Genomic DNA, 20,429 nt, shown 5'->3' on the forward strand with positions numbered 1-20,429 from the left:
CGAGTGTGCCACCCGACGCAGATCGGGTGCAAAGCCGGGTCACGGGCATGTCACCGTTCGGCGGTAGATTCGACACCGAAATGACATCTCTTTTCCAGCCCGCGCAGCCCGCTCAGCAGAACCTGGGCACCACCGACGTCGACGACCTGCTGGAAGGGCTCAACCCGCAGCAGCGTCAGGCCGTCCTGCACGAAGGATCCCCGCTGCTCATCGTGGCCGGCGCCGGGTCCGGCAAGACCGCGGTGCTGACCCGGCGGATCGCCTACCTGCTGGCCGCCCGGGATGTCGGCGTCGGCCAGGTGCTGGCCATCACCTTCACCAACAAGGCCGCCGCCGAGATGCGGGAGAGGGTGGTCCAGATCGTGGGCCCCAAGGCCCGCAACATGTGGGTGTCGACGTTCCACTCCACCTGTGTGCGGATCCTGCGCAACCAGGCCTCGCTGCTGCCGGGACTGAACTCCAACTTCTCCATCTACGACGCCGACGATTCGCGGCGGTTGCTGATGATGATCGGCAAGGACATGGGGCTGGACACCAAGCGGTACTCGCCGCGGTTGCTGGCCAACGGCATCTCCAACCTGAAGAACGAGCTCATCGACCCGGACCGCGCATTGTCGGATCTGACCGAGAGCTCCGATGACATGTCCAAGACGGTGGCCGCGGTGTACGGCGAGTACCAGCGCCGGTTGCGGGCGGCCAACGCGCTGGACTTCGACGACCTCATCGGCGAGACAGTTGCTGTGCTGCAAGCATTTCCGCAGATCGCCCAGTACTACCGCCGGCGCTTCCGGCACATCCTGGTCGACGAGTACCAGGACACCAACCACGCCCAGTACATGCTGGTGCGTGAGCTGGTGGGACACGCCGATGCGGGAGATCCGGCCGCAGTGCCGCCGTCGGAGCTGTGCGTGGTGGGCGACGCCGACCAGTCGATCTACGCGTTCCGCGGCGCGACCATCCGCAACATCGAGGACTTCGAGCGCGATTACCCGGATGCCACAACCATTCTGCTGGAACAGAATTACCGTTCCACGCAAACCATCCTGAACGCCGCCAACGCGGTCATCTCCCGCAACACCGGCCGGCGTGAGAAGCGGCTGTGGACCGACTCCGGCGAAGGGGAGCTGATCGTCGGCTACGTCGCCGACAACGAGCACGACGAGGCCCGCTTCGTGGCCGAGGAGATCGACTCCCTGGCCGACAAGGGAGAGATCAACTACTCCGACGTGGCGGTCTTCTACCGCACCAACAACTCGTCCCGAGCGCTGGAAGAGGTGTTCATCCGCGCCGGCATCCCCTACAAGGTCGTCGGCGGCGTGCGCTTCTACGAGCGCAAGGAGATTCGCGACATCGTCGCCTACCTGCGGGTGCTGGACAATCCGGGGGACGCGGTGAGCATGCGGCGGATCCTGAACACCCCGCGCCGGGGCATCGGGGACCGGGCCGAGGCCTGCGTGGCGGTGTACGCCGAGAACACCGGCGGCAGTTTCAACGACGCCCTGCAGGCGGCCGCCGAGGGCCGGGTGCCGATGCTGAACAGCCGCTCGGAGAAGGCGATCGCCTCGTTCATGCAGCTGCTCGACGGCCTGCGCGGCGGTCTCGACGGAGAACTCGGCGACCTGGTCGAAGCAGTGCTGGACCGCAGCGGATACCGGCGGGAGCTGGAATCGTCCACCGACCCCCAGGACCTGGCCCGACTGGACAACCTGAACGAATTGGTCAGCGTCGCACACGAATTCAGCATCGACCTGGCCAATGCCCAGGCGCTGCGGGAGGAGGAGGGCGCGCCCGAGGACGAGGACATCCCGGACACCGGGGTGCTGGCTCAGTTCCTGGAGCGGGTGTCGCTGGTCGCCGACGCCGACGGGATCCCCGAGCACGAGTCGGGGGTGGTCACCATGATGACCCTGCACACCGCCAAGGGCCTGGAATTCCCCGTGGTCTTCGTGACCGGCTGGGAAGACGGGATGTTCCCGCACATGCGGGCGCTGGGCGATCCGACCGAACTGTCCGAGGAACGGCGGCTGGCCTACGTGGGCATCACCCGGGCCCGGCAACGGCTGTACCTCAGCCGCGCCAAGGTGCGCTCGTCCTGGGGTCAGCCGATGCTCAACCCCGAATCACGGTTCCTGCGGGAGATCCCGGAGGACCTGATCAACTGGCGTCGGGTGGAGGCGCCGTCGTCGGCGCTGAGCGCCCCGGTCAGCACCGGGCGGTTCAGCGACAATGTGCGGCCGGCGCCGACGAAGGCCCGCAACCGCGCGATCATCACGCTGGAGCCCGGCGACCGGGTCAGCCACGACAAGTACGGTCTCGGCCGCGTCGAGGAAGTGTCCGGGGTCGGCGAGTCGGCGATGTCGCTGATCGACTTCGGCAGCGCGGGACGGGTCAAGTTGATGCACAACCACGCGCCGGTACAGAAGCTCTAGCCAGTTCACGAGCGCCGCGACCAGTCCCGGGTCTGCGGCAGCAGCGTCAGCACTATCGCGGCGACCGGCAGCGCCGGCATGGCGTAGACCACCGGATGTAGCTTCGCCCCGGCCAGGAACAGGCTGCCGAAGATCAGCAACCCGATGGTGGCGCCCACGCAGATGAGCAGGCGGCCGAACTGCCGCTGCAGCAGCAGGGCGATCAGGCCGCCTATCCCGGCTGCTGCGGCGATGGCGGTGAGGAAACCGATGGCGACACAGAACAGTCGGTCGGTGCGCCACCAGCCGGCGATCAGATCGGTGGCGATGACGGCGGTGGCCCAGCCGGACAGGATGCTCAGGGTGGCGGCGGCGATCGCGGTGCCCGGCCCGGCGGCCCGTCGTGCGGGCACGGCGACCGGTGTGGGTCGCGGGATGTAGGCGGTGGGTTCGGCCGTGTCGGGGGGAGCGCTCTCGAGCGCGGGGAACGAACCCGTCGGGTGCCGACGGATGATGCGGGTTGCATCGGGTGACGGATCCGGGTGCACATCACCCACGGTAGTGAACCGACGCCGGTGCTCGGACCGACGCTGTCGGGCTAACCGACGTAGCTGCCCGGGGACAGCCCGCGCTGAGCCAGCCACGGCACCGGGTCGATCCGGTTGGAGCCGTTCATCAGCACCTCGAAGTGCAGGTGCGGGCCGGTCGAGTTGCCGCGGTTGCCCATGGTGGCGATCTGGTCGCCGGCCATCACCCGCTGGCCCTTGCTGACCAGCCAGGTGTTGATATGGCCGTAGAGCGTGACGGTGCCGTCCGAGTGCCGCAGCTTCACCAGTGCGCCGTAACCGGCGGTCGGGCCCACCTCGACGACGACGCCGTCGCTGGCGGCCAGGATCGGGGTGCCGATCGGGCCGGCGATGTCGATGCCACCGTGCAGCACGCCCCACCGGTAACCGAACCCCGAGGTCCAGACACCCTTGGTCGGCATCGCGAACAGCGGGCGCGCCAGACGCGCCTCACGCTCGGCCCGCTCCTGGGCGAACGCGGCGGCCTTGGTGATCTCTTCGGCGTGCACGGCCGAGGAGGCGACCGGCTGCACCGCGACGATCTGCATGCCCTCGGCCGAACCGCTGATCGCGGCGCCGTTGACGAGCGCGTTATCGGCGGCCAGCACGGTGTCCGCAGCCGGGGTGGTGTCGGACTGGGTCAGGGAGTACGCGCCGGAGGCGGTCGCGCCGGCGGCCATGGCCGCGATCATCAGCCGGCTCTTCACCGCGCCGACGGTCTGCTTGCGGTGCGCGCCGCCGGTGCGGTGCGCGCGCATGTCGATCACATCGGTGAGGGCGGTGCCGTCACTGAGGTCGGTGTGGCTGTCCCGGTAGGCGTGCGAGGAGTCGCGGTGCGCCTCGGACTCGGCACCGGCCTGGAACTCGGTCGGAATGACCAGCCGCAGCGGCACCAGATCGTCGGTGTCGTGCAGGTCGTCGAGTTCGGGGGCGGCGATGACGCGCTGCTCCTTGTCGAATGCGGAGCTGTCCCGGAAGTCCAGCTCATGCAGATCGCCGAACTCGTTGAACGGGATGATGTCGGTGACTTCGGCTGGGGACGGGTCGGAGTGCCCGGTCGTCGCTGCTCCCCTGCGGGATCGGGACGAACTGTGCTCAGCCAACCTGGAATATCCTTCGTGCCGTGACCTGACCGTTATCAAGACCAGTAGGCACGTTAACCAAATCCGAATGAGCGTGGCAACTTAAGTGGCCATTCCCACTCGTATTGTGACTTGTATCACCCGGCGGTCCCGGTGAGATGTACCACATGAGAGGTGGGCGATGCGGGCGCCTGCCACCGGGGTGGATACAGTGCCACCCGAGCCAGTTGCGGCCCACCGAGCCCGTCCGGCGCACACTCTGAAGTCAATTCGGAACGTCATCAGAAGTCAGTAGACAGACACGCCATTTAGGAAACTCATGGATCTGTTCGAATATCAGGCGAAAGAGCTGTTCGCCAAGCACAACGTCCCCACCACCCCGGGCCGGGTCACCGACTCCGCCGAGGATGCCAAGGCGATCGCCGAGGAAATCGGCAAGCCGGTGATGGTGAAGGCACAGGTCAAGGTCGGCGGCCGCGGTAAGGCCGGTGGCGTGAAGTACGCCGCGACCCCCGAGGATGCGTTCACCCATTCGCAGAACATCCTCGGCCTCGACATCAAGGGCCACGTGGTGAAGAAGCTGCTGGTCGCCGAGGCCAGTGACATCGCCGAGGAGTACTACATCTCCTTCCTGCTCGACCGCTCCAACCGCACCTACCTGGCCATGTGCTCGGTGGAAGGCGGCATGGAGATCGAAGAGGTCGCCGCGACCAAGCCGGAGCGCCTGGCCAAGGTGCCGGTCGACGCCGTCAAGGGTGTCGATCTGGCGTTCGCCCGCGAGATCGCCGAGAAGGGCCACCTGCCCGCCGAGGTGCTCGACGCCGCGGCCGTGACCATCCAGAAGCTGTGGGAGGTGTTCATCGGCGAGGACGCCACCCTGGTGGAGGTCAACCCGCTGGTGCGTACCCCCGACGACCAGATCCTGGCCCTGGACGGCAAGGTCACCCTGGACGCCAACGCCGACTTCCGGCAGCCCGGCCACGCCGAGTTCGAGGATCGCGACGCCACGGATCCGCTGGAGCTCAAGGCCAAGGAGAACGACCTCAACTACGTCAAGCTCGACGGCGAGGTGGGCATCATCGGTAACGGTGCCGGCCTGGTCATGTCGACGCTGGACGTCGTCGCCTACGCCGGTGAGCGGCACGGCAACGTCAAGCCCGCCAACTTCCTGGACATCGGTGGTGGCGCTTCGGCCGAGGTGATGGCCAACGGTCTGGACGTCATCCTGGGCGACAGCCAGGTCAAGAGCGTGTTCGTCAACGTCTTCGGTGGCATCACCGCCTGTGACGCGGTTGCCAACGGCATCGTCAAGGCGCTGGAGATCCTGGGCGACGAGGCCAACAAGCCGCTCGTCGTGCGCCTGGACGGCAACAACGTCGAAGAGGGCCGCCGCATCCTGGCCGAGGCCAACCATCCCCTGGTGATCCAGGCCGAAACCATGGACTCCGGCGCCGACAAGGCCGCCGAGCTGGCCAACAAGTAAAGGAGAACTTGATATGTCGATTTTCTTGAACAAGGACTCCAAGGTCATCGTCCAGGGCATCACCGGTGGCGAGGGCACCAAGCACACCAAGCTGATGCTCAAGGCCGGCACCCAGATCGTCGGCGGCGTCAACGCCCGCAAGGCCGGCACGACCGTGTCCCATGAGGACAAGGACGGCAACGCCATCGAGCTGCCCGTCTTCGGCAGCGTGGCCGAGGCCATCAAGGAGACCGGCGCCGACGTGTCGATCGCGTTCGTGCCGCCGGCGTTCTCCAAGGACGCCATCATCGAGGCCATCGACGCCGAGATCCCGCTGCTGGTCGTCATCACCGAGGGCATCCCGGTGCAGGACAGCGCCTACGCGTGGGCCTACAACGTCGAGAAGGGCAACAAGACCCGCATCATCGGGCCCAACTGCCCCGGAATCATCACCCCCGGTGAGTCGCTGGTCGGCATCACGCCGAACAACATCACCGGCAAGGGCCCGATCGGACTGGTCTCCAAGTCCGGCACCCTGACCTACCAGATGATGTACGAGCTGCGCGATCTCGGCTTCTCCACCGCCATCGGCATCGGCGGCGACCCGGTCATCGGCACCACCCACATCGACGCCATCGAGGCGTTCGAGAAGGATCCCGAGACCAAGCTGATCGTCATGATCGGTGAGATCGGCGGCGACGCCGAGGAGAAGGCTGCCGCCTACATCCAGGCCAACGTCACCAAGCCGGTCGTCGGCTACGTCGCGGGCTTCACCGCTCCCGAAGGCAAGACGATGGGCCACGCCGGCGCCATCGTGTCCGACGGTGCGGGTACCGCGGCCGGTAAGCAGGAGGCTCTGGAGGCCGCCGGCGTGAAGGTCGGCAAGACCCCGTCGGAGACCGCCGCCAAGGCACGCGAGCTGCTCGCAGGTCTGTAACAGCTGCAACAGGAAAGGCCCCCGCCGTGTGCGGGGGCCTTTTCCGTTGGGCGGGTCGAGATCAGAGGTGGGTCGCCAGGAACCGCACCACGGCGCGGTACATGTCGATGCTGTTTTCCGGATTGACGAATCCGTGCCCCTCGTCCTGCTTGACCATGTACTCCACCTCGATACCGCGGGCGCGCAGCGCCGCGACCATGTTGTCGGATTCGGCCTGCACCACGCGAGAGTCGTTGGCGCCCTGCACCACCAGCAGCGGGGTGCGGATCTGGTCGACCCGGGTGATCGGGGAGCGGGCCAACAGGTCGGCCTCCTGCTCGGGGTCGGACGGGTCTCCGGCGTAGAGGTGCCAGTTGTTGGCCAGGAACCGGCGGCCGACGTCGGGCAGCGTGCGCATGAAGTTGGGCAGGCTGGAGATCCCGACGTAGTCGATGGCCGCGGCGAACACGTCCGGGGTGAACGTCACCCCGACCAGGGCGGCGTACCCGCCGTAGGAGCCGCCGAAGATCGCCACCCGGTCCCGGTCGGCGTAGCCCTGTGCGACCGCCCAGTCCACCGAGTCGATCAGATCGTCGTGCATCTTGCCGGCGAGTTCACCGATGGCGGCCTGGGTGAAGGCCTTGCCGTAGCCGGTGGAACCCCGAAAGTTGATCTGCAGCACCGCATATCCGCGGTTGGCCAGCAGCTGTACGTCCGGTTGATAGGTCCAGGTGTCGCGGGCCCACGGGCCGCCGTGCACCAGCAGCACCAAGGGCAGATTTTCCGGCGGGAGGCCGACCGGCACGGTCAGGTACCCGTGCAGGTCCAGGCCGTCGCGGGCGGTGACGGTGATCGGTGTCATCGGAGCGAGCGCGGCGGGGTCCAGGTGCGGGTAGGGCCGGAACAGCAACCGGCTCTCGCCGGTCACCCGGTCGTAGAGATAGGTGGCGTGCGGGTCGCGGTCATGGGTGAAGCTGACCACCCAGCGTCGCCCGCTGTCATCGCAGGAGATACCGGCCAGATCGCCGTCGGAGAGCCCGTCCAGCGCCGTCAGTACCGAGGCGAAGTCCTCGTCGAGGGCGTGAATCACCTGGCGCTCACCGTAATAGCGGGCGCCGATCAGGTCTCCGGTCTGCTCGCTGAGGATGAACGGTGACGGCAGCATGATCTGCGCGCCCAGGTCGTACTCCGGGTGGCTGTCGACGATGGTCTCCGCGCCGGTGCGCACGTCCAGGCGGGCCAGACGCAGGCGGTCGCTGCCCTGATAGGAGCCCAGCCAGATGCCGGCGCCGTCTGGGGACACCGCGAGCGGGTAGATGCCCAGCGGGTAGTCCCTGCCCTCGTACACCCGGATGGTGCGCAGGGCCCCGTTGGCCGAAACCCATTGCGCTATTTCGATATCACCATCTGCGGTCAGGGTGTTGGTGAACAGGTCCCCGCCCGGTCCGCTGATCCAGGTGATGACGGTGCCGGGGTTCTCGGCGAGCAGGGTCAGTTCCCCGCTGGCGATGTCGAGTTCATAGGCGTCGACCAGTTCCGGGTTGCGCGCATTGTGTTGCACGACGGCCTTGCCCGGCCGGTTCTTGAGCAGTTCGAAGGAGGCGCGGGCCCGGGGAAACGGGGTGAGGTCCACCGCGGACCCGTCCGGGTCGTCGGGATCCACCCGGTACACGTGCCAGTGTTCGTCGCCGCCGTTGTCCTGCATGTAGAGCAGCCAGCGTGAATCGTGGGTCCAGCTGAAGATGTGGACGCTGCGGGTCTCGTCGGCGGTGACGCACCGGGGTTCGGTGTCCCCGGCCACGTCCTGGACCCAGATGTTCAGGCGATCGCGCCACGGCGCCAGATAGGCGATCCGGGTGCCGTCCGGGGAAATCCTGGCCCCGGCCCGTTCCGGCGGATTGAAGAAGTCTTCGACGGAGATGATCGGCGGGCGTTGCGAGGTGACGGTCACGAGGTCCTTCCGGTCGGCGGTGTCACTTAGTGACAGCTCCACCGTGTCACTAAGTGACAAAGTCGTCAAGCGGGGCGTTTCGCGATCAGCGGTCCCGGAAGCGCAGCGCCTGACGCAGCAGCGGATCGGTCAGGTCGTACCAGGACGACCGTCGATCGGCGCGGTCCTTGCTGGACGTGACCCAGTGCGACTCGCTCAGGCGACCGAGCACGGCCGCTGCGGCCTGGTTCGAAACTCCCACTGCAGCAGCCAGATCGGTCACCGTGCGCGGTTCGCCGGCACGGGCCAACTCGACGATCAGCCGTTGCTCGCTGGGCGGCAACTCCCACAGGCGCTGCTGATGCAGCGGGGCGAGCCGGTCGAGTACCGCCTCGACCGCGGGGGTGACGGCCTGCAGCATCGGGACCTGTGCGATGTCGGCCAGCGTCTGCCACACCCGCGGTGATCCACCGATGATCGCGTGGATATCGGCGATTCGCGCTGCCCCTTCGGCCGTCTCGGCGAAGGCGGCCAGGGCGGTGTTCTCGTGGGCGAGGATCTGGGCGACCTCCGGCACGGTCAGATCCGGCAGCGACTCGACCATGAACGATCCGTACCAGGGATATTCGCGCGAGGTCACACCCGCGAAGAGCGCGGGTGCGGTGGCGAAGATGGTTATGGCGGTGGAGGTCTCGACCCAGGCGCGCAGGTTGCCCTGCCCGTCGCGGCCCAACCGGTTGAAGACGCGATCGAGATTCTCGACTGCCAGCAGCAGCATGCGGCCGGCCGCGGCGGACATGATCGCCTGCTCGATGCCGATGGCATCGCGATCACGTCGGATCGTCCGGGCGGCGTCGGCGGTGTCGCCGCCGATGGCCCGGGCGATCTCCACCAACAGATCCAGATAACTCCCGATGGCCAGCGAGTCCTCCGGGATGATAACCGGGAGAACGCGTTTCGCGGTGCCGGGATCGGCAAGGGTGCGGTGGACGGCGAGCCGCAGCGTGTGTGTCTTGCCCGAGCCCCGCGGTCCGATCAACATGGTGTGCGGACGGGCGCCGTCGCGGGCCGCGCCGCGGAACCGGCCGGTCAGCGTTTCGAGCAGATCCGCCCGGCCCACGGTGCATGCTTCGAGCTCGGCGGGATCGGCTGCGGCGGGGGAGTACACCGGGTGGGTCACGTCGTCACCGCCGGATCGTGCGCCAGGCGCGCTGAACCAGTGCCGAGGCGAAGCGATCCCGGTCCGCATTTCGGATCAGATAGTGGTCGAGTTCGAGTCGCTCGACGAACGACACCAGTTGATCCCGGTCGCTGATCGCCAACCCGGTGCTGCGGGCCTGGGCGAAGGCCGCGTCGATGTCGAGCGGAGCGGAGGCGTAGGCGTAGATATCGAGCAGCTTGGCGATGACGGGGGCATCCTCGCCGTAATAGTGCACCAGCCGATCCCGGTAGTGCCGCAGGTCCCACGGGTCGGTGGGATCCTCGATGGCCGCGGTCACCAGGTCGGGAACCTGTGCGGGCGTGGGTATCCCGCGACCGCCGCGCTGCATCGTCAGCGAGGCCGCCACCAGATGCTGGATGTAGTAGGGCACGTTCTCCGCTGACTCGGCCACCGCGGGCGCCAGCTCGTGAGCGGTCTCGGCGTCCAGCCCACCACCGAAGAGCAGACATTCGGCAAGGTAGGTCGCGTGGTCGGCGCGGATGGGGCCGACGGTGATCTTGCGGATGTCGTTGACGGTGCTCGGCGCATCGGCCGAGACGTGGTGGAACCCGATCGACCCGGACAGCACCGTCGCCACCCGGCCGCCGTACTCCTGGCGGAACCGGCGCAGCGTATGCAGGAAACTGTCGCCGGAGCCGCGTTCCTGACGCTCCAGATTGCGGGCGAGCACGGTCACCTCGTCGATGAACAGCACCACCTGTCGGTTGCCCGCGCGATCGACGGTGCGTTCCAGGAGCTGGTCGAGCGCCGCGGCGGCGCGCCCGTCCCGCTCCACCCTGATCGGTCCGGCCGTCAGGCTGACGCGCAGTCTCGACAGCTCCTGCGCCCAGGCGGGTTCGGCACCGGCCAGTTCGGCGGCCAGCGCGGCGACGAACTCCGCATATGTCTCGCGCTCGGCGCTCGCGGCGATCACCACGGCGCCGAGCCGGCGCGCGTCGCGCTGGACGACCCGCGACAACGAGGTCTTGCCGTGTCTGCGGTCACCCACCAGGACGGCCCCGCTGCCGGGCAGTGAATCGAGGACCGCCTGAGCGTCCCGGATCCGCCCGACGACGTCGTCGGGTTGCACGATGCCGCCGACGACCAGGGACATCGGGCGGATCGGCCAGCTCATGCGGAAATAATACGCCTACATTGTTGTACGACTAGCAAGTTGTACAAATTGCTAGTTGTACACCGGAGGTGGTGTGTAATGGGGCGGTGGGCGACCGCCCGGAGCGTCGGTTAGCCTGGCGAACTAACGCCCGTCAGGAGGTCTGTAATGGTCGATCCGCGCACGCCGGTCATCGTCGGGGTCGGACAGTTCACCGAGCGCATCGACTTACCGGGTTACCGCGGTATGTCGTCGGTGGAACTGGCCACCGAGGCGGCCCGGGCCGCGCTCGCCGACACCGGCGCCGACGTCGCCGCGGTCGCCGAGTCGATCGAGGTCTTCGCCGCGCTCCGGCAGTTCGAGATCAGCACGCCGTTCTCGCCGGCGCCCCTGGGACGCTCGGACAACTACCCGCGTTCGGTCGCGGCCCGTATCGGCGCCGACCCGGCGCGCGCGGTGCTCGAACCACTCGGGGGGCACGGGTCTCAGAAGGTGGTGACCGAGTTCTCGGCGGCCATTGCCGCCGGGGACGCCGAAGTGGTGCTGGTGTTCGGCTCCGAGAACGGGTCGACGCTGCGCCATTTCGCTCGCCAGGAGGACAAGCCCGATCACTCCGAACAGGTCGGCGGGCAGCTCGAGGATCGCGGGTTCGGGTTCGAGCAGTACATGGACGAGTACACCGCCACGCACGGGCTGACCGGAGCGCCGGTGCAGTACGGTCTGCTGGACAACGCCCGGCGCGCCCGGTTGGGCGCCACAGTTGCCGACTACCGCACCGCCATGGCGGAGTTGTTCGCGCCGTTCTCCAAAGTTGCTGCCAAGAACCCGTTCTCGTCCTCGCCGGTGGAACGCTCGGTCGACGAGCTGGTCACCGTCACCGCGGAGAACCGGATGATCTGCGACCCGTATCCGCGGTTGATGGTGGCCCGTGATCAGGTCAATCAGGGCGCGGCGGTGCTGATCATGTCGGTGGCCGCGGCCCGCCGACTGTCGGTGCCCGAGGAGAAATGGGTGTACCTGCACGGCCACGCCGACCTGGTCGAGCAACCGCTGCTCGACCGCGAGGAGCTCGGTACCAGTCTGTCCGCGGAATTGGCTGTGGCCGAGGCGCTTCGGGTGGCCGGGATCGGGCTGGACGAGGTGTCCACCTTCGACCTGTACAGCTGTTTCCCGTTCCCGGTGTTCACCGTCTGCGACACGACCGGACTGGCCACCGATGATCCCCGCGGTCTCACGTTGACCGGTGGGCTGCCGTTCTTCGGCGGGCCCGGGAACAGCTACTCGCTGCACGGCATCGCCGAGACGGCCCTGAGCATGCGGGACAACCCGGGCGGGTTCGGCCTCGTCGGCGCCAATGGCGGTGTGATGAGCAAGTATTCGGTGGGCGTGTACTCGACGCGGCCCGTCGAGTGGGCGGCCGACAACAGCCGTGAAGTGCAGGCGCAGATCAACGAGCGGCCGAGAATTGCGGTCACCCGTCACCCGCACGGGCCGGGCACCATCGAGACGTACTCGGTGCGCTACGACTGGCCGGAGGTCACCGGCGTCATCATCGGACGTCTCGACGCGGACGGCAGTCGCTTCATGGCGATGACCACCGACGAGGACCTGCTCGCCCTGATGACCGACGGTGACCCGCTCGGTGCGGCGATCACGGTGACGGCGGGGGAGAAGGAGAACCGGGCCCGACGGGCCTGAGGCCGGGCGGGGGCGGGTTGTTGTCGACGTTCTCTGATTCGACGCCGACGTTGATCGCGAGATCGATACCCGTCTCCGGTGTGCCACCGGCCGAGACCAGCTGCGCGGTCCAGCCGTCACCGAACACCTCGAAATGAAAGTGCGGCCACCGGCCGGGACAGGTGGTCGGGAAACTGGTGCCGAAGGTGACCGCACCGTCCTCGCCGACGGCCTGCACGCCCCGGGGGCGGATGAGAACCAGCTATGAGATTCAGACCAGCTGGGCCAGCTTGCCCGCCAGTCGCTCCACGTAGGCGGCGACCTCGGCCTCGGGCTTGTCCGGCAGGCCGAACAACACCTCGGTGACGCCGAGATCGCGCCAGCGGGCCAGCTTTTCGGGATCGGGCTTGAAGTCCAGCGCCACGATCTGCGGGGCCCCGTCGCGCCCGGCCGCGGCCCAGGTGTCCTGCAGCAGCTTCACCGGCTCGTCGATGTCGAAATCCCGCGGGGTGGTGATCCAGCCGTCGGCGGACTTCGCGATCCACTTGAAGTTCTTCTCGGTGCCCGCCGCACCGACGAGCACCGGGATGTGCGCCTGCACCGGCTTGGGCCAGGCCCAGGACGGCCCGAAGTTCACGAATTCGCCGTCGTACTCAGCCTCTTCCTCGGTCCACAGCGCGCGCATGGCCTCCAGGTACTCGCGCAGCATGGTGCGCCGCCGGCCCGGCGGAACCTTGTGGTCGGCCAATTCGTCGGTGTTCCAGCCGAATCCGACGCCGAGGCTGACCCGCCCGCCGGACAGATGGTCCAGCGTCGCGATGGACTTGGCCAGGGTGATCGGGTCGTGCTCCACCGGCAGGGCCACCGCGGTCGACAACCGCACCCGGCTGGTGACCGCACAGGCGGTGCCCAGGCTGACCCAGGGATCCAGGGTGCGCATGTAGCGGTCATCCGGCAGCGACTCGTCACCGGTGGTCGGATGCGCGGCCTCCCGCTTGATCGGGATGTGGGTGTGCTCGGGCACATAGAAGGTGGTGAAGCCGTGGTCGTCGGCCAGCTTGGCCGCCGGGGCCGGAGCGATACCGCGGTCACTGGTGAAAAGTACGAGCCCGTAGTCCATGATCAGAATTAGAACGTGTTCTAGTCCGTCGCACAAGGGCGCGCCCTCGAGCGGTTCGGTTCAGCCGGATCGTTATTGGTGACTTCGACCGCCCGACTTGTTGCGATGGCAGCCATGACGACCGAACGCATCGCCGACCAGATCAAGTTCGCCTACTGGGTGCCGAACGTCAGCGGTGGCCTGGTCACCAGCGATATCGAGCAGCGCACCGACTGGAACTACGAGTACAACAAGAAGCTGGCCCAGACCGCCGAGAACAACGGGTTCGAGTACGCACTGTCCCAGGTGCGGTACGAGGCCAGCTACGGTGCGGAGTTCCAGCACGAGTCGACGAGCTTCAGCCTGGCGCTGCTGCTGGCCACCGAGCGCCTCAAGGTGATCGCCGCCGTGCACCCCGGGCTCTGGCAGCCCGCCGTGCTGGCGAAACTGGGCGCCACGGCCGATCACCTGTCAGGCGGACGGTTCGCGGTCAACGTGGTCTCGGGCTGGTTCAAGGACGAGTTCACCCATCTGGGCGAACCGTGGCTGGAGCACGACGAACGCTACCGGCGCAGCGCGGAGTTCCTGCAGGTGCTGCGCAAGATCTGGACCGAGGACGACGTGGACTTCCGCGGCGACTTCTACCGCATCCACGACTTCACCCTCAAGCCCAAACCGGTCAACACGCCCGAACGCCCCAATCCGGAGCTGTTCCAGGGCGGGAACTCCACCGCAGCGCGCCGCAACGGCGGCCTGTACGCCGACTGGTACTTCTCCAACGGGAAGGACTTCGATGGGATCACCGAACAGCTGGTGGAGGTGCGTGACCACGCCCGCACGGTGAACCGGGAGGTCAAGGTCGGGCTGAACGGGTTCATCATCGCCCGGGACACCGAGAAAGAGGCGAAAGAGACGCTGCGCGAGATCGTCGCCAAGGCCAACAAGCCCGCCGTCGAGGGGTTCCGGGACGCCGTGCAGCAGGCCGGGAACTCGACCGGCGAGAAGAAGGGCATGTGGGCGGATTCGTCCTTCGAGGATCTCGTCCAGTACAACGACGGATTCCGTACCCAGCTGATCGGGACGCCCGAGCAGATCGCCGAGCGGATCGCGGCGTACCGCAAACGCGGAGTCGACCTCATACTGGGCGGCTTCCTCCACTTCCAGGAAGAAATCGAGTACTTCGGGCAAAAGGTCCAGCCGTTGGTCCGCGAAATCGAGGCCTCCGACCAGAGCGCGGCCGACGCTCCGGTGCTGGTATCGGCCTGAGCCACGGGGGTCCGGGTTGCGCTAGCGTGGTTTTGAAATCGCTCACACAGGAGAGTCATGACTTACCCGCCCGGTAACCCCGGATATCCGCCTGCCCAGCAGGGCAGCCAGTACGCGCCGACGCAGCAGTTCGGCAAGGTCGGCGACACGCACGAAGGTTCGGCAGGTTCGTCGGCGGGACCCAGCAAGCTCCCGCTGTACCTGACCGGCACCGTCGCGGCACTCGGTCTGGCCACCTACGCCTTCAACTTCGGCCCGATGCTGACCATCAGCAATTCCGACTTCCCGCAGTTCGGCAGCGCCAGCGGCAGCACCCCCGGCCTGGGCCTGGCGGTCGCGGCCTCGGTGCTTGCCGGACTGCTGGCCGTCGTCGGCCTGCTGCCCAAGCAGAAGGTGGCCACCGCCGTGGTGGCCGTCATCTCGACACTGTCCTTCCTGCTGGTGCTGGCCGAGGTCATCAACGCCCCGGCCGGGCTGTCCATCGGCTGGGGGCTGTACCTGATCATCGCGACCACGGTGCTGCAGGCCGGCGTTGCCATCGCCGCGCTGCTGTTCGATGCCGGTGTGCTCACCGCGCCGGCACCCAAGCCGCGCTACGAACAGCCCTACGGGCAGTACGGGGCCCCGTACTACGGTCAGCCGGGCCAGCAGTACGGCGCGCCCACGCACCAGTCGCAGCAGCGTCCCGGGTACCCGTCGCAGTACGGCGGTTACCAGGGCGGCCAGAACACCGGCGGCTTCCCGTCCGCCGGCCAGGGCGGGTACGGAGCCCAGAGCGGCCAGGGCGCTCACGAGGGCCACAGTGCCCATGGTGGCCACGAGGGCCACAGTGGCCACGAGGGCCACAGTGGGCCGCCGACCCCGCCCACCGGCTTCCCGGCCTTCGGCCAGCCGTCCAGGACGGGCGAAGCGACGGGCTACGGCCAGGGTTCTTCACAGGGTGCCGGGGCGCCGACCACCGGGCTTCCGGCCCAGCCGCCGTCCTCGGCGACACCGCCTGAGTCCTCGCCGCAGTCCGGCACTTCCTCGTCGTAGTCTGGGCGTCGCGCATCCGGACGTCGGATGCGCAGACGCGCGCGAGGAGCGACCCAGCTAGTGGTGGACAACCGGTCAGTCGGCAGCCGTCAGGCCCGAGACCTGCTCAGGGTCGCATTCGGGCCGTCGGTTGTCGCACTGGGCGTGATCGCGGCGGTGACGCTGATCCAGTTGCTCATCGCCAACAGCGACATGACCGGCGCCTTCGGGGCGATCGCCAGCATGTGGCTGGGCGTGCACCAGGTGCCGGTCTCCATCGGGGGCCGCGAGCTCGGCGTCATGCCGCTGCTGCCGGTGCTGCTGATGGTGTGGGGGACCGCGCGCACCACCGCGGCCGCCGCGGCCCGCTCCTCCTGGTTCGTCATCCGCTGGGTGGTGGCGTCGGCGCTCGGCGGCCCGCTGCTGATAGCGGCCGTCGCGCTGGCGGTCATCCACGACGCGTCCTCGGTGATCACCGAGTTGCAGACCCCGGACGCTTCCCGGGCGTTCGCCGGGGTGCTGGCGGTGCACGCCATCGGCGCGCTGGTCGGGGTGGCGATGACGGGTCGCTTGCAGACGTTGCCCTGGATGCCACGCTGGTTGCCCGAAGCACTGCGCGCGGCGGCGACCGGGGTGCTAGCGCTGCTCGGACTGTCCGGCGTGGTCGCCGTCGGCTCGATCATCGTGCACTGGGGCACCATGCACGATCTCTTCGGCATCACCGACTCGATGTTCGGCCAGTTCAGCCTCGCTCTGCTGTCGGTGCTCTACATCCCGAACGTCCTGGTCGGGACGGCCGCCGTGGCGGTCGGGTCCAGCGCACACATCGGGCTGGCCAACTTCAGTTCCTTCACCGTGCTGGGCGGGGACATCCCGGCCGTACCGGTGCTCGCCGCGGCACCCACCCCGCCCCTGGGCCCGATCTGGGTGGCGCTGTTGATCGTCGCCGCGGTCTCCGCGGTGGGATTGGGCCAGCAATGTGCGCGCCGCGCCGAGCCGCTGCCGATCGCCGCGGCGAAGCTGACCGTCGCGGCGGCGGTGTCCGCGGTGACCATGGCGCTGCTGGGTTATGCCGGAGGCGGGCGGCTGGGCAACTTCGGTGACGTGGGCGTCGACCAGACCACCTTCGGGCCGGCGGTGTTCCTGTGGTTCCTGTCCGTCGGCGGCCTGACGGTGGCCATGGCGGGCGGGCTGGCGCACAGGCCGAAGCCGGCCAAGCCGGCGCCGGCGCCGGTACCCGCGGACGACGCCGACGAGGACGCCATCACCGATGTCGTCGACCTGGAACCGCCCGCGGACACCATCGTGCTGGGCGATCCCAGCGCATTCGACGACGCCGCATTCGACGACGCGGCCTTCGACGAGCCCGCCTTCGACGACCGGGCCCGCCCCGAACCGCCCGCACCCGTGAGCCTTCCCGACGATGCCGCGTTCGATCCCGAGTTCGATCCGGAGGACCACTTCATGGTCGACGGCGACGGCGGGGACATGACCGCCGAAAAGCGGCCCGAGCAGGGCGACTAGGCTGCTGCGAGTGCAGCAGCAACCAGTCCGAGTGCCGGCGACCGTGCCGGCTCGACTGGTGGTACTGGCGTCGGGCACCGGATCGCTGCTGGCGTCGGTGCTGGAATCCGCTGCCGGTGACTACCCGGCCCGGGTCGTGGCCGTCGGCGCGGACCGCGCCTGCCCGGCCCTGGACATCGCCGCGTCGGCGGGCCTCCCGTCGTTCCAGGTGCGGCTGGCCGACCACCCGGACCGCGCGGCCTGGGATACCGCGCTCACCGAGGCGGTCGCCGCCCATGAGCCGGACCTCATCGTCAGCGCGGGCTTCATGAAACTGCTCGGACCGGAATTCCTGGGCCGGTTCCACGGCCGCGTGGTGAACACCCACCCGGCGCTGCTGCCGGCATTCCCCGGCGCGCGGGCCGTCCCCGACGCCCTGGACTACGGCGTGCGCGTCACCGGATGCACCGTGCACCTAGTCGACGCCGGGGTGGACACCGGGCCGATCCTGGCGCAGGAGGCGGTGCCGGTGCACGAGGATGACACCGCAGAGACATTGCACGAACGCATCAAGGTCGTCGAACGACGGCTGCTGGTGGACGTGCTGGCCGCGCTGGCCACGCGCGGTGTGACCTGGACCGGACGAAAAGCGATGTTCGGATGTTGAGGAGAGACAGCAATGAGTGACCAGCGGCCGATCAAGCGCGCGTTGATCAGTGTGTACGACAAGACCGGGCTCGAGGACCTCGCCCGCGGCCTGCACGAGGCGGGCGTGAGCATCGTCTCGACCGGCTCGACCGCGAAAACCATTGCTGCCGCCGGTGTCCCGGTGACCCCGGTGGAGGACGTCACCGGATTCCCGGAGGTCCTCGACGGCAGGGTCAAGACGCTGCACCCCAAGGTGCACGCCGGCGTGCTCGCCGATCTGCGCAAGCCCGAGCACGAGGCCGCGCTGACCGATCTCGGCATCGAGCCGTTCGGGTTGGTGGTGGTGAACCTCTACCCGTTCAGCGAGACGGTGTCCTCCGGCGCCGGACCCGACGAGTGCGTCGAGCAGATCGACATCGGCGGCCCGTCCATGGTGCGCGCGGCCGCGAAGAACCATCCCAGCGTGGCCGTCGTCGTCGACCCGCTCGGCTACGACGGTGTGCTGGCCGCGGTGCGCGCCGGCGGCTTCACCTTGGCCGAGCGCAAGAAGCTGGCCGCGTTGGCCTTCCAGCACACCGCCGAGTACGACGTGGCGGTCGCCGGCTGGATGGTCTCGGTGCTCTCACCCGAGGAGCAGGACACCGGCCTGCCGCGCTGGGTCGGCTCGGCGTCCCGGCGGACCGCCGTGCTGCGCTACGGCGAGAACCCGCACCAGAAGGCCGCGCTGTACCGCGACGACACCGGCTGGCCGGGCCTGGCCCACGCCGAGCAACTGCACGGCAAGGAGATGTCCTACAACAACTACACCGACGCCGACGCGGCCTGGCGGGCCGCGTTCGACCATGAGCAGACGTGTGTGGCGATCATCAAGCACGCCAACCCGTGCGGTATCGCGGTGTCCTCGGTGTCGGTCGCCGATGCCCATGCCAAGGCGCACGCCTGTGATCCGTTGTCGGCCTTCGGCGGGGTGATCGCCACCAACAGCACGGTCAGCGTGGAGATGGCCGAGACGGTGGCCGACATCTTCACCGAGGTGATCGTGGCGCCCGCGTACGAGCCCGGTGCGGTGGAGGCGCTGTCGAAGAAGAAGAACATCCGCATCCTGGTGGCCGCTGAACCGGAAGGTGCCGCAGTCGATTACCGCCAGATCAGTGGCGGGCTACTGGTGCAGCAGCGCGATGCGCTCGACGCCGACGGGGATGACCCGAATAACTGGACGCTGGCGACCGGCGAACCCGCCGACCCGGGGACACTGGCTGATCTGGTCTTCGCCTGGCGCGCCTGCCGCGCAGTGAAATCCAATGCCATCGTGGTGGCGGCCAACGGAGCCACCGTCGGCGTCGGGATGGGACAGGTCAATCGTGTGGATGCGGCCCGGCTGGCCGTCGAGCGCGGCGGGGACCGGGTACTGGGTGCGGTCGCCGCCTCGGACGCGTTCTTCCCGTTCCCCGACGGCTTGCAGACGCTGACCGATGCCGGGGTGAAGGCCATCGTGCACCCGGGTGGATCGGTCCGCGACGACGAGGTGACCGCGGCGGCCACGGCCGCCGGCATCACGCTCTACCTCACCGGCGCAAGGCATTTCGCCCACTGAACACCGCCGTCGAGTGGCCAGTTATGACACGCGACCGTCGAGAATGCGTGAAATAACTGGCCACTCGGCGCCGCCGTCGCGCAGGGCTTCGCATGTTCGGGACACGATCACCTGCGGCCGGTAGCGCAGGATCTGGGCGCTGACGCGAATGATCCGCCACCCCAGGGATGCCAGATCAGCCAATCGGTCGATATCCCGGGCATGCTGGCTCGGGTCTTTCCAATGCTGTTCGCCGTCGTACTCGACGCCCACCTTGAACTCGTCATAACCCATATCCACGCGGTAAGGGTGGACCCTTATCTGGGTGCGTGGTCTGGGTAATCCGGAATTGACGAGCACCAGACGAGTCCTGGACTCCTGGGGGGACTCGGCACCGCCGTCCATCTGCGAGATCACCGTGCGAAGCTGAACGAGGCCGCGGACACCGGGGTGCCTATCGATCAGGGTGAAGACCTCGGATGCGGTCACCCCGGTTTGATTCGCCAGTGCGTCGATGCGCTCGACGGCCAGGGTCGGCCCTTTCCGACGGCCGAGATCAAATGCTGTTCGAGCCGGAGTCGTGACAGGAATTCCACGGAAGAGCTGGTATTCGCCATCTTGGAGTACATCGCGATGGATCAGGATCCCGTTGACGGGTTTGCCGTTGACGCGGAACAGTTCGGCGGGTGCGACCGGATCGATCCACTTCGTTCCGTACAGCGCTGACGCGGACAGGCCGCCCGCAATGGCGCCGCGTCCCGACCAGAGCCACGCGGCCTGGGCGCGGACTGTCGGCGTGACGACTCCATCCGGGGCCAGGTACACATCCCGGTGGATCGACCGGTATCGACGAAGTGCGCGGCGGCTGACCCGGCCGGCTGCGAGTGCCTCGGTGCCGAGAAAGGGGTGTGTAGTCATGACGACACGGTGTGCGCATGCTCGGACGAGGAACTGGCCTCCCGCCCTCAGT

At 68.1% G+C, this 20,429-nt stretch carries 17 protein-coding genes; 9 read left to right on the forward strand and 8 right to left on the reverse strand.

Annotated elements, in window-relative coordinates; genetic code table 11:
• The first annotated feature begins 80 nt into the window (after positions 1–80).
• Positions 81–2,429 carry a DNA helicase PcrA gene (pcrA, locus tag V4U86_RS04605; protein ID WP_395310107.1) on the forward strand — a complete coding sequence of 783 codons (2,349 nt, stop codon included), beginning with the start codon at positions 81–83 and terminating at the stop codon, positions 2,427–2,429.
• A gap of 5 nt (positions 2,430–2,434) precedes the next feature.
• Here pcrA and V4U86_RS04610 read toward each other — a convergent pair whose 3' ends face one another.
• Positions 2,435–2,956, reverse strand: coding sequence for a hypothetical protein (locus tag V4U86_RS04610; protein ID WP_395310108.1), 522 nt, complete (start codon positions 2,954–2,956; stop codon positions 2,435–2,437).
• Positions 2,957–3,006: 50 nt separating this feature from the next.
• Positions 3,007–4,077, reverse strand: a complete 1,071-nt coding sequence (locus tag V4U86_RS04615; RefSeq protein WP_395310109.1) for a M23 family metallopeptidase — start codon at positions 4,075–4,077, stop codon at positions 3,007–3,009.
• Between the two features lie 298 nt (positions 4,078–4,375).
• Here V4U86_RS04615 and sucC point away from each other — a divergent pair, with 298 nt between their 5' ends.
• Together sucC and sucD are read left to right on the forward strand one after the other, a co-directional pair.
• Complete coding sequence (gene sucC / locus V4U86_RS04620; RefSeq protein WP_395310110.1) at positions 4,376–5,539, forward strand: ADP-forming succinate--CoA ligase subunit beta; 1,164 nt, start codon at positions 4,376–4,378, stop codon at positions 5,537–5,539.
• A 13-nt stretch (positions 5,540–5,552) separates the two neighbouring features.
• Positions 5,553–6,455 carry a succinate--CoA ligase subunit alpha gene (gene sucD / locus V4U86_RS04625; protein ID WP_395310111.1) on the forward strand — a complete coding sequence of 301 codons (903 nt, stop codon included), beginning with the start codon at positions 5,553–5,555 and terminating at the stop codon, positions 6,453–6,455.
• Positions 6,456–6,516: 61 nt separating this feature from the next.
• Here the strand turns inward: sucD and V4U86_RS04630 are convergent, their stop codons facing one another.
• From V4U86_RS04630 to V4U86_RS04640, 3 genes are all read right to left on the reverse strand, one after another.
• Positions 6,517–8,385 (reverse strand): S9 family peptidase, encoded by a 1,869-nt coding sequence (locus tag V4U86_RS04630; protein ID WP_395310112.1) that lies wholly within the window; start codon positions 8,383–8,385, stop codon positions 6,517–6,519.
• An 85-nt stretch (positions 8,386–8,470) separates the two neighbouring features.
• Positions 8,471–9,544, reverse strand: a complete 1,074-nt coding sequence (locus V4U86_RS04635; RefSeq protein WP_395310113.1) for a MarR family transcriptional regulator — start codon at positions 9,542–9,544, stop codon at positions 8,471–8,473.
• Positions 9,545–9,548: 4 nt separating this feature from the next.
• Complete coding sequence (locus tag V4U86_RS04640; protein WP_395310114.1) at positions 9,549–10,700, reverse strand: ATP-binding protein; 1,152 nt, start codon at positions 10,698–10,700, stop codon at positions 9,549–9,551.
• A 147-nt stretch (positions 10,701–10,847) separates the two neighbouring features.
• Between V4U86_RS04640 and V4U86_RS04645 the strand changes: the two genes are divergently transcribed.
• A complete protein-coding gene (locus tag V4U86_RS04645) occupies positions 10,848–12,377 on the forward strand; it encodes an acetyl-CoA acetyltransferase (RefSeq protein WP_395310115.1) in 1,530 nt (509 codons plus the stop codon).
• Here the strand turns inward: V4U86_RS04645 and V4U86_RS04650 are convergent.
• Together V4U86_RS04650 and V4U86_RS04655 are read right to left on the reverse strand one after the other, a co-directional pair.
• Positions 12,331–12,594, reverse strand: a complete 264-nt coding sequence (locus V4U86_RS04650) for a hypothetical protein (RefSeq protein ID WP_395310116.1) — start codon at positions 12,592–12,594, stop codon at positions 12,331–12,333. The two genes, V4U86_RS04645 and V4U86_RS04650, sit on opposite strands and share 47 nt — an antisense overlap.
• Positions 12,595–12,627: 33 nt before the next feature.
• Entirely contained in the window at positions 12,628–13,476 is an 849-nt protein-coding gene (locus V4U86_RS04655; protein ID WP_395310117.1) for an LLM class F420-dependent oxidoreductase, read from the reverse strand.
• Between the two features lie 114 nt (positions 13,477–13,590).
• Here V4U86_RS04655 and sfnG point away from each other — a divergent pair, with 114 nt between their 5' ends.
• The 5 genes from sfnG to purH all read left to right on the forward strand — a co-directional run bounded on the left by sfnG (position 13,591) and on the right by purH (position 19,480).
• On the forward strand, positions 13,591–14,721 hold the full coding sequence (gene sfnG, locus V4U86_RS04660; protein ID WP_395310118.1) for a dimethylsulfone monooxygenase SfnG: 1,131 nt from the start codon (positions 13,591–13,593) through the stop codon (positions 14,719–14,721).
• A 57-nt stretch (positions 14,722–14,778) separates the two neighbouring features.
• Positions 14,779–15,756 carry a DUF5336 domain-containing protein gene (locus V4U86_RS04665; RefSeq protein ID WP_395310119.1) on the forward strand — a complete coding sequence of 326 codons (978 nt, stop codon included), beginning with the start codon at positions 14,779–14,781 and terminating at the stop codon, positions 15,754–15,756.
• A gap of 63 nt (positions 15,757–15,819) precedes the next feature.
• Positions 15,820–17,259 (forward strand): cell division protein PerM, encoded by a 1,440-nt coding sequence (locus V4U86_RS04670; protein ID WP_395310120.1) that lies wholly within the window; start codon positions 15,820–15,822, stop codon positions 17,257–17,259.
• Between the two features lie 10 nt (positions 17,260–17,269).
• Positions 17,270–17,905: a phosphoribosylglycinamide formyltransferase gene (gene purN / locus V4U86_RS04675; protein ID WP_395310121.1), complete on the forward strand. Its 636-nt coding sequence runs from the start codon at positions 17,270–17,272 to the stop codon at positions 17,903–17,905.
• 12 nt (positions 17,906–17,917) lie between these two features.
• On the forward strand, positions 17,918–19,480 hold the full coding sequence (purH, locus tag V4U86_RS04680; protein ID WP_395310122.1) for a bifunctional phosphoribosylaminoimidazolecarboxamide formyltransferase/IMP cyclohydrolase: 1,563 nt from the start codon (positions 17,918–17,920) through the stop codon (positions 19,478–19,480).
• A gap of 21 nt (positions 19,481–19,501) precedes the next feature.
• On the opposite strand, the gene V4U86_RS04685 is transcribed toward purH, so the two are convergent.
• Positions 19,502–20,377 (reverse strand): DUF559 domain-containing protein, encoded by an 876-nt coding sequence (locus tag V4U86_RS04685; RefSeq protein WP_395310123.1) that lies wholly within the window; start codon positions 20,375–20,377, stop codon positions 19,502–19,504.
• Between the last annotated feature and the right edge of the window lie 52 nt (positions 20,378–20,429).

The organism is Mycobacterium sp. AMU20-3851 (genome assembly GCF_043974665.1).
Lineage (GTDB): Bacteria > Actinomycetota > Actinomycetes > Mycobacteriales > Mycobacteriaceae > Mycobacterium.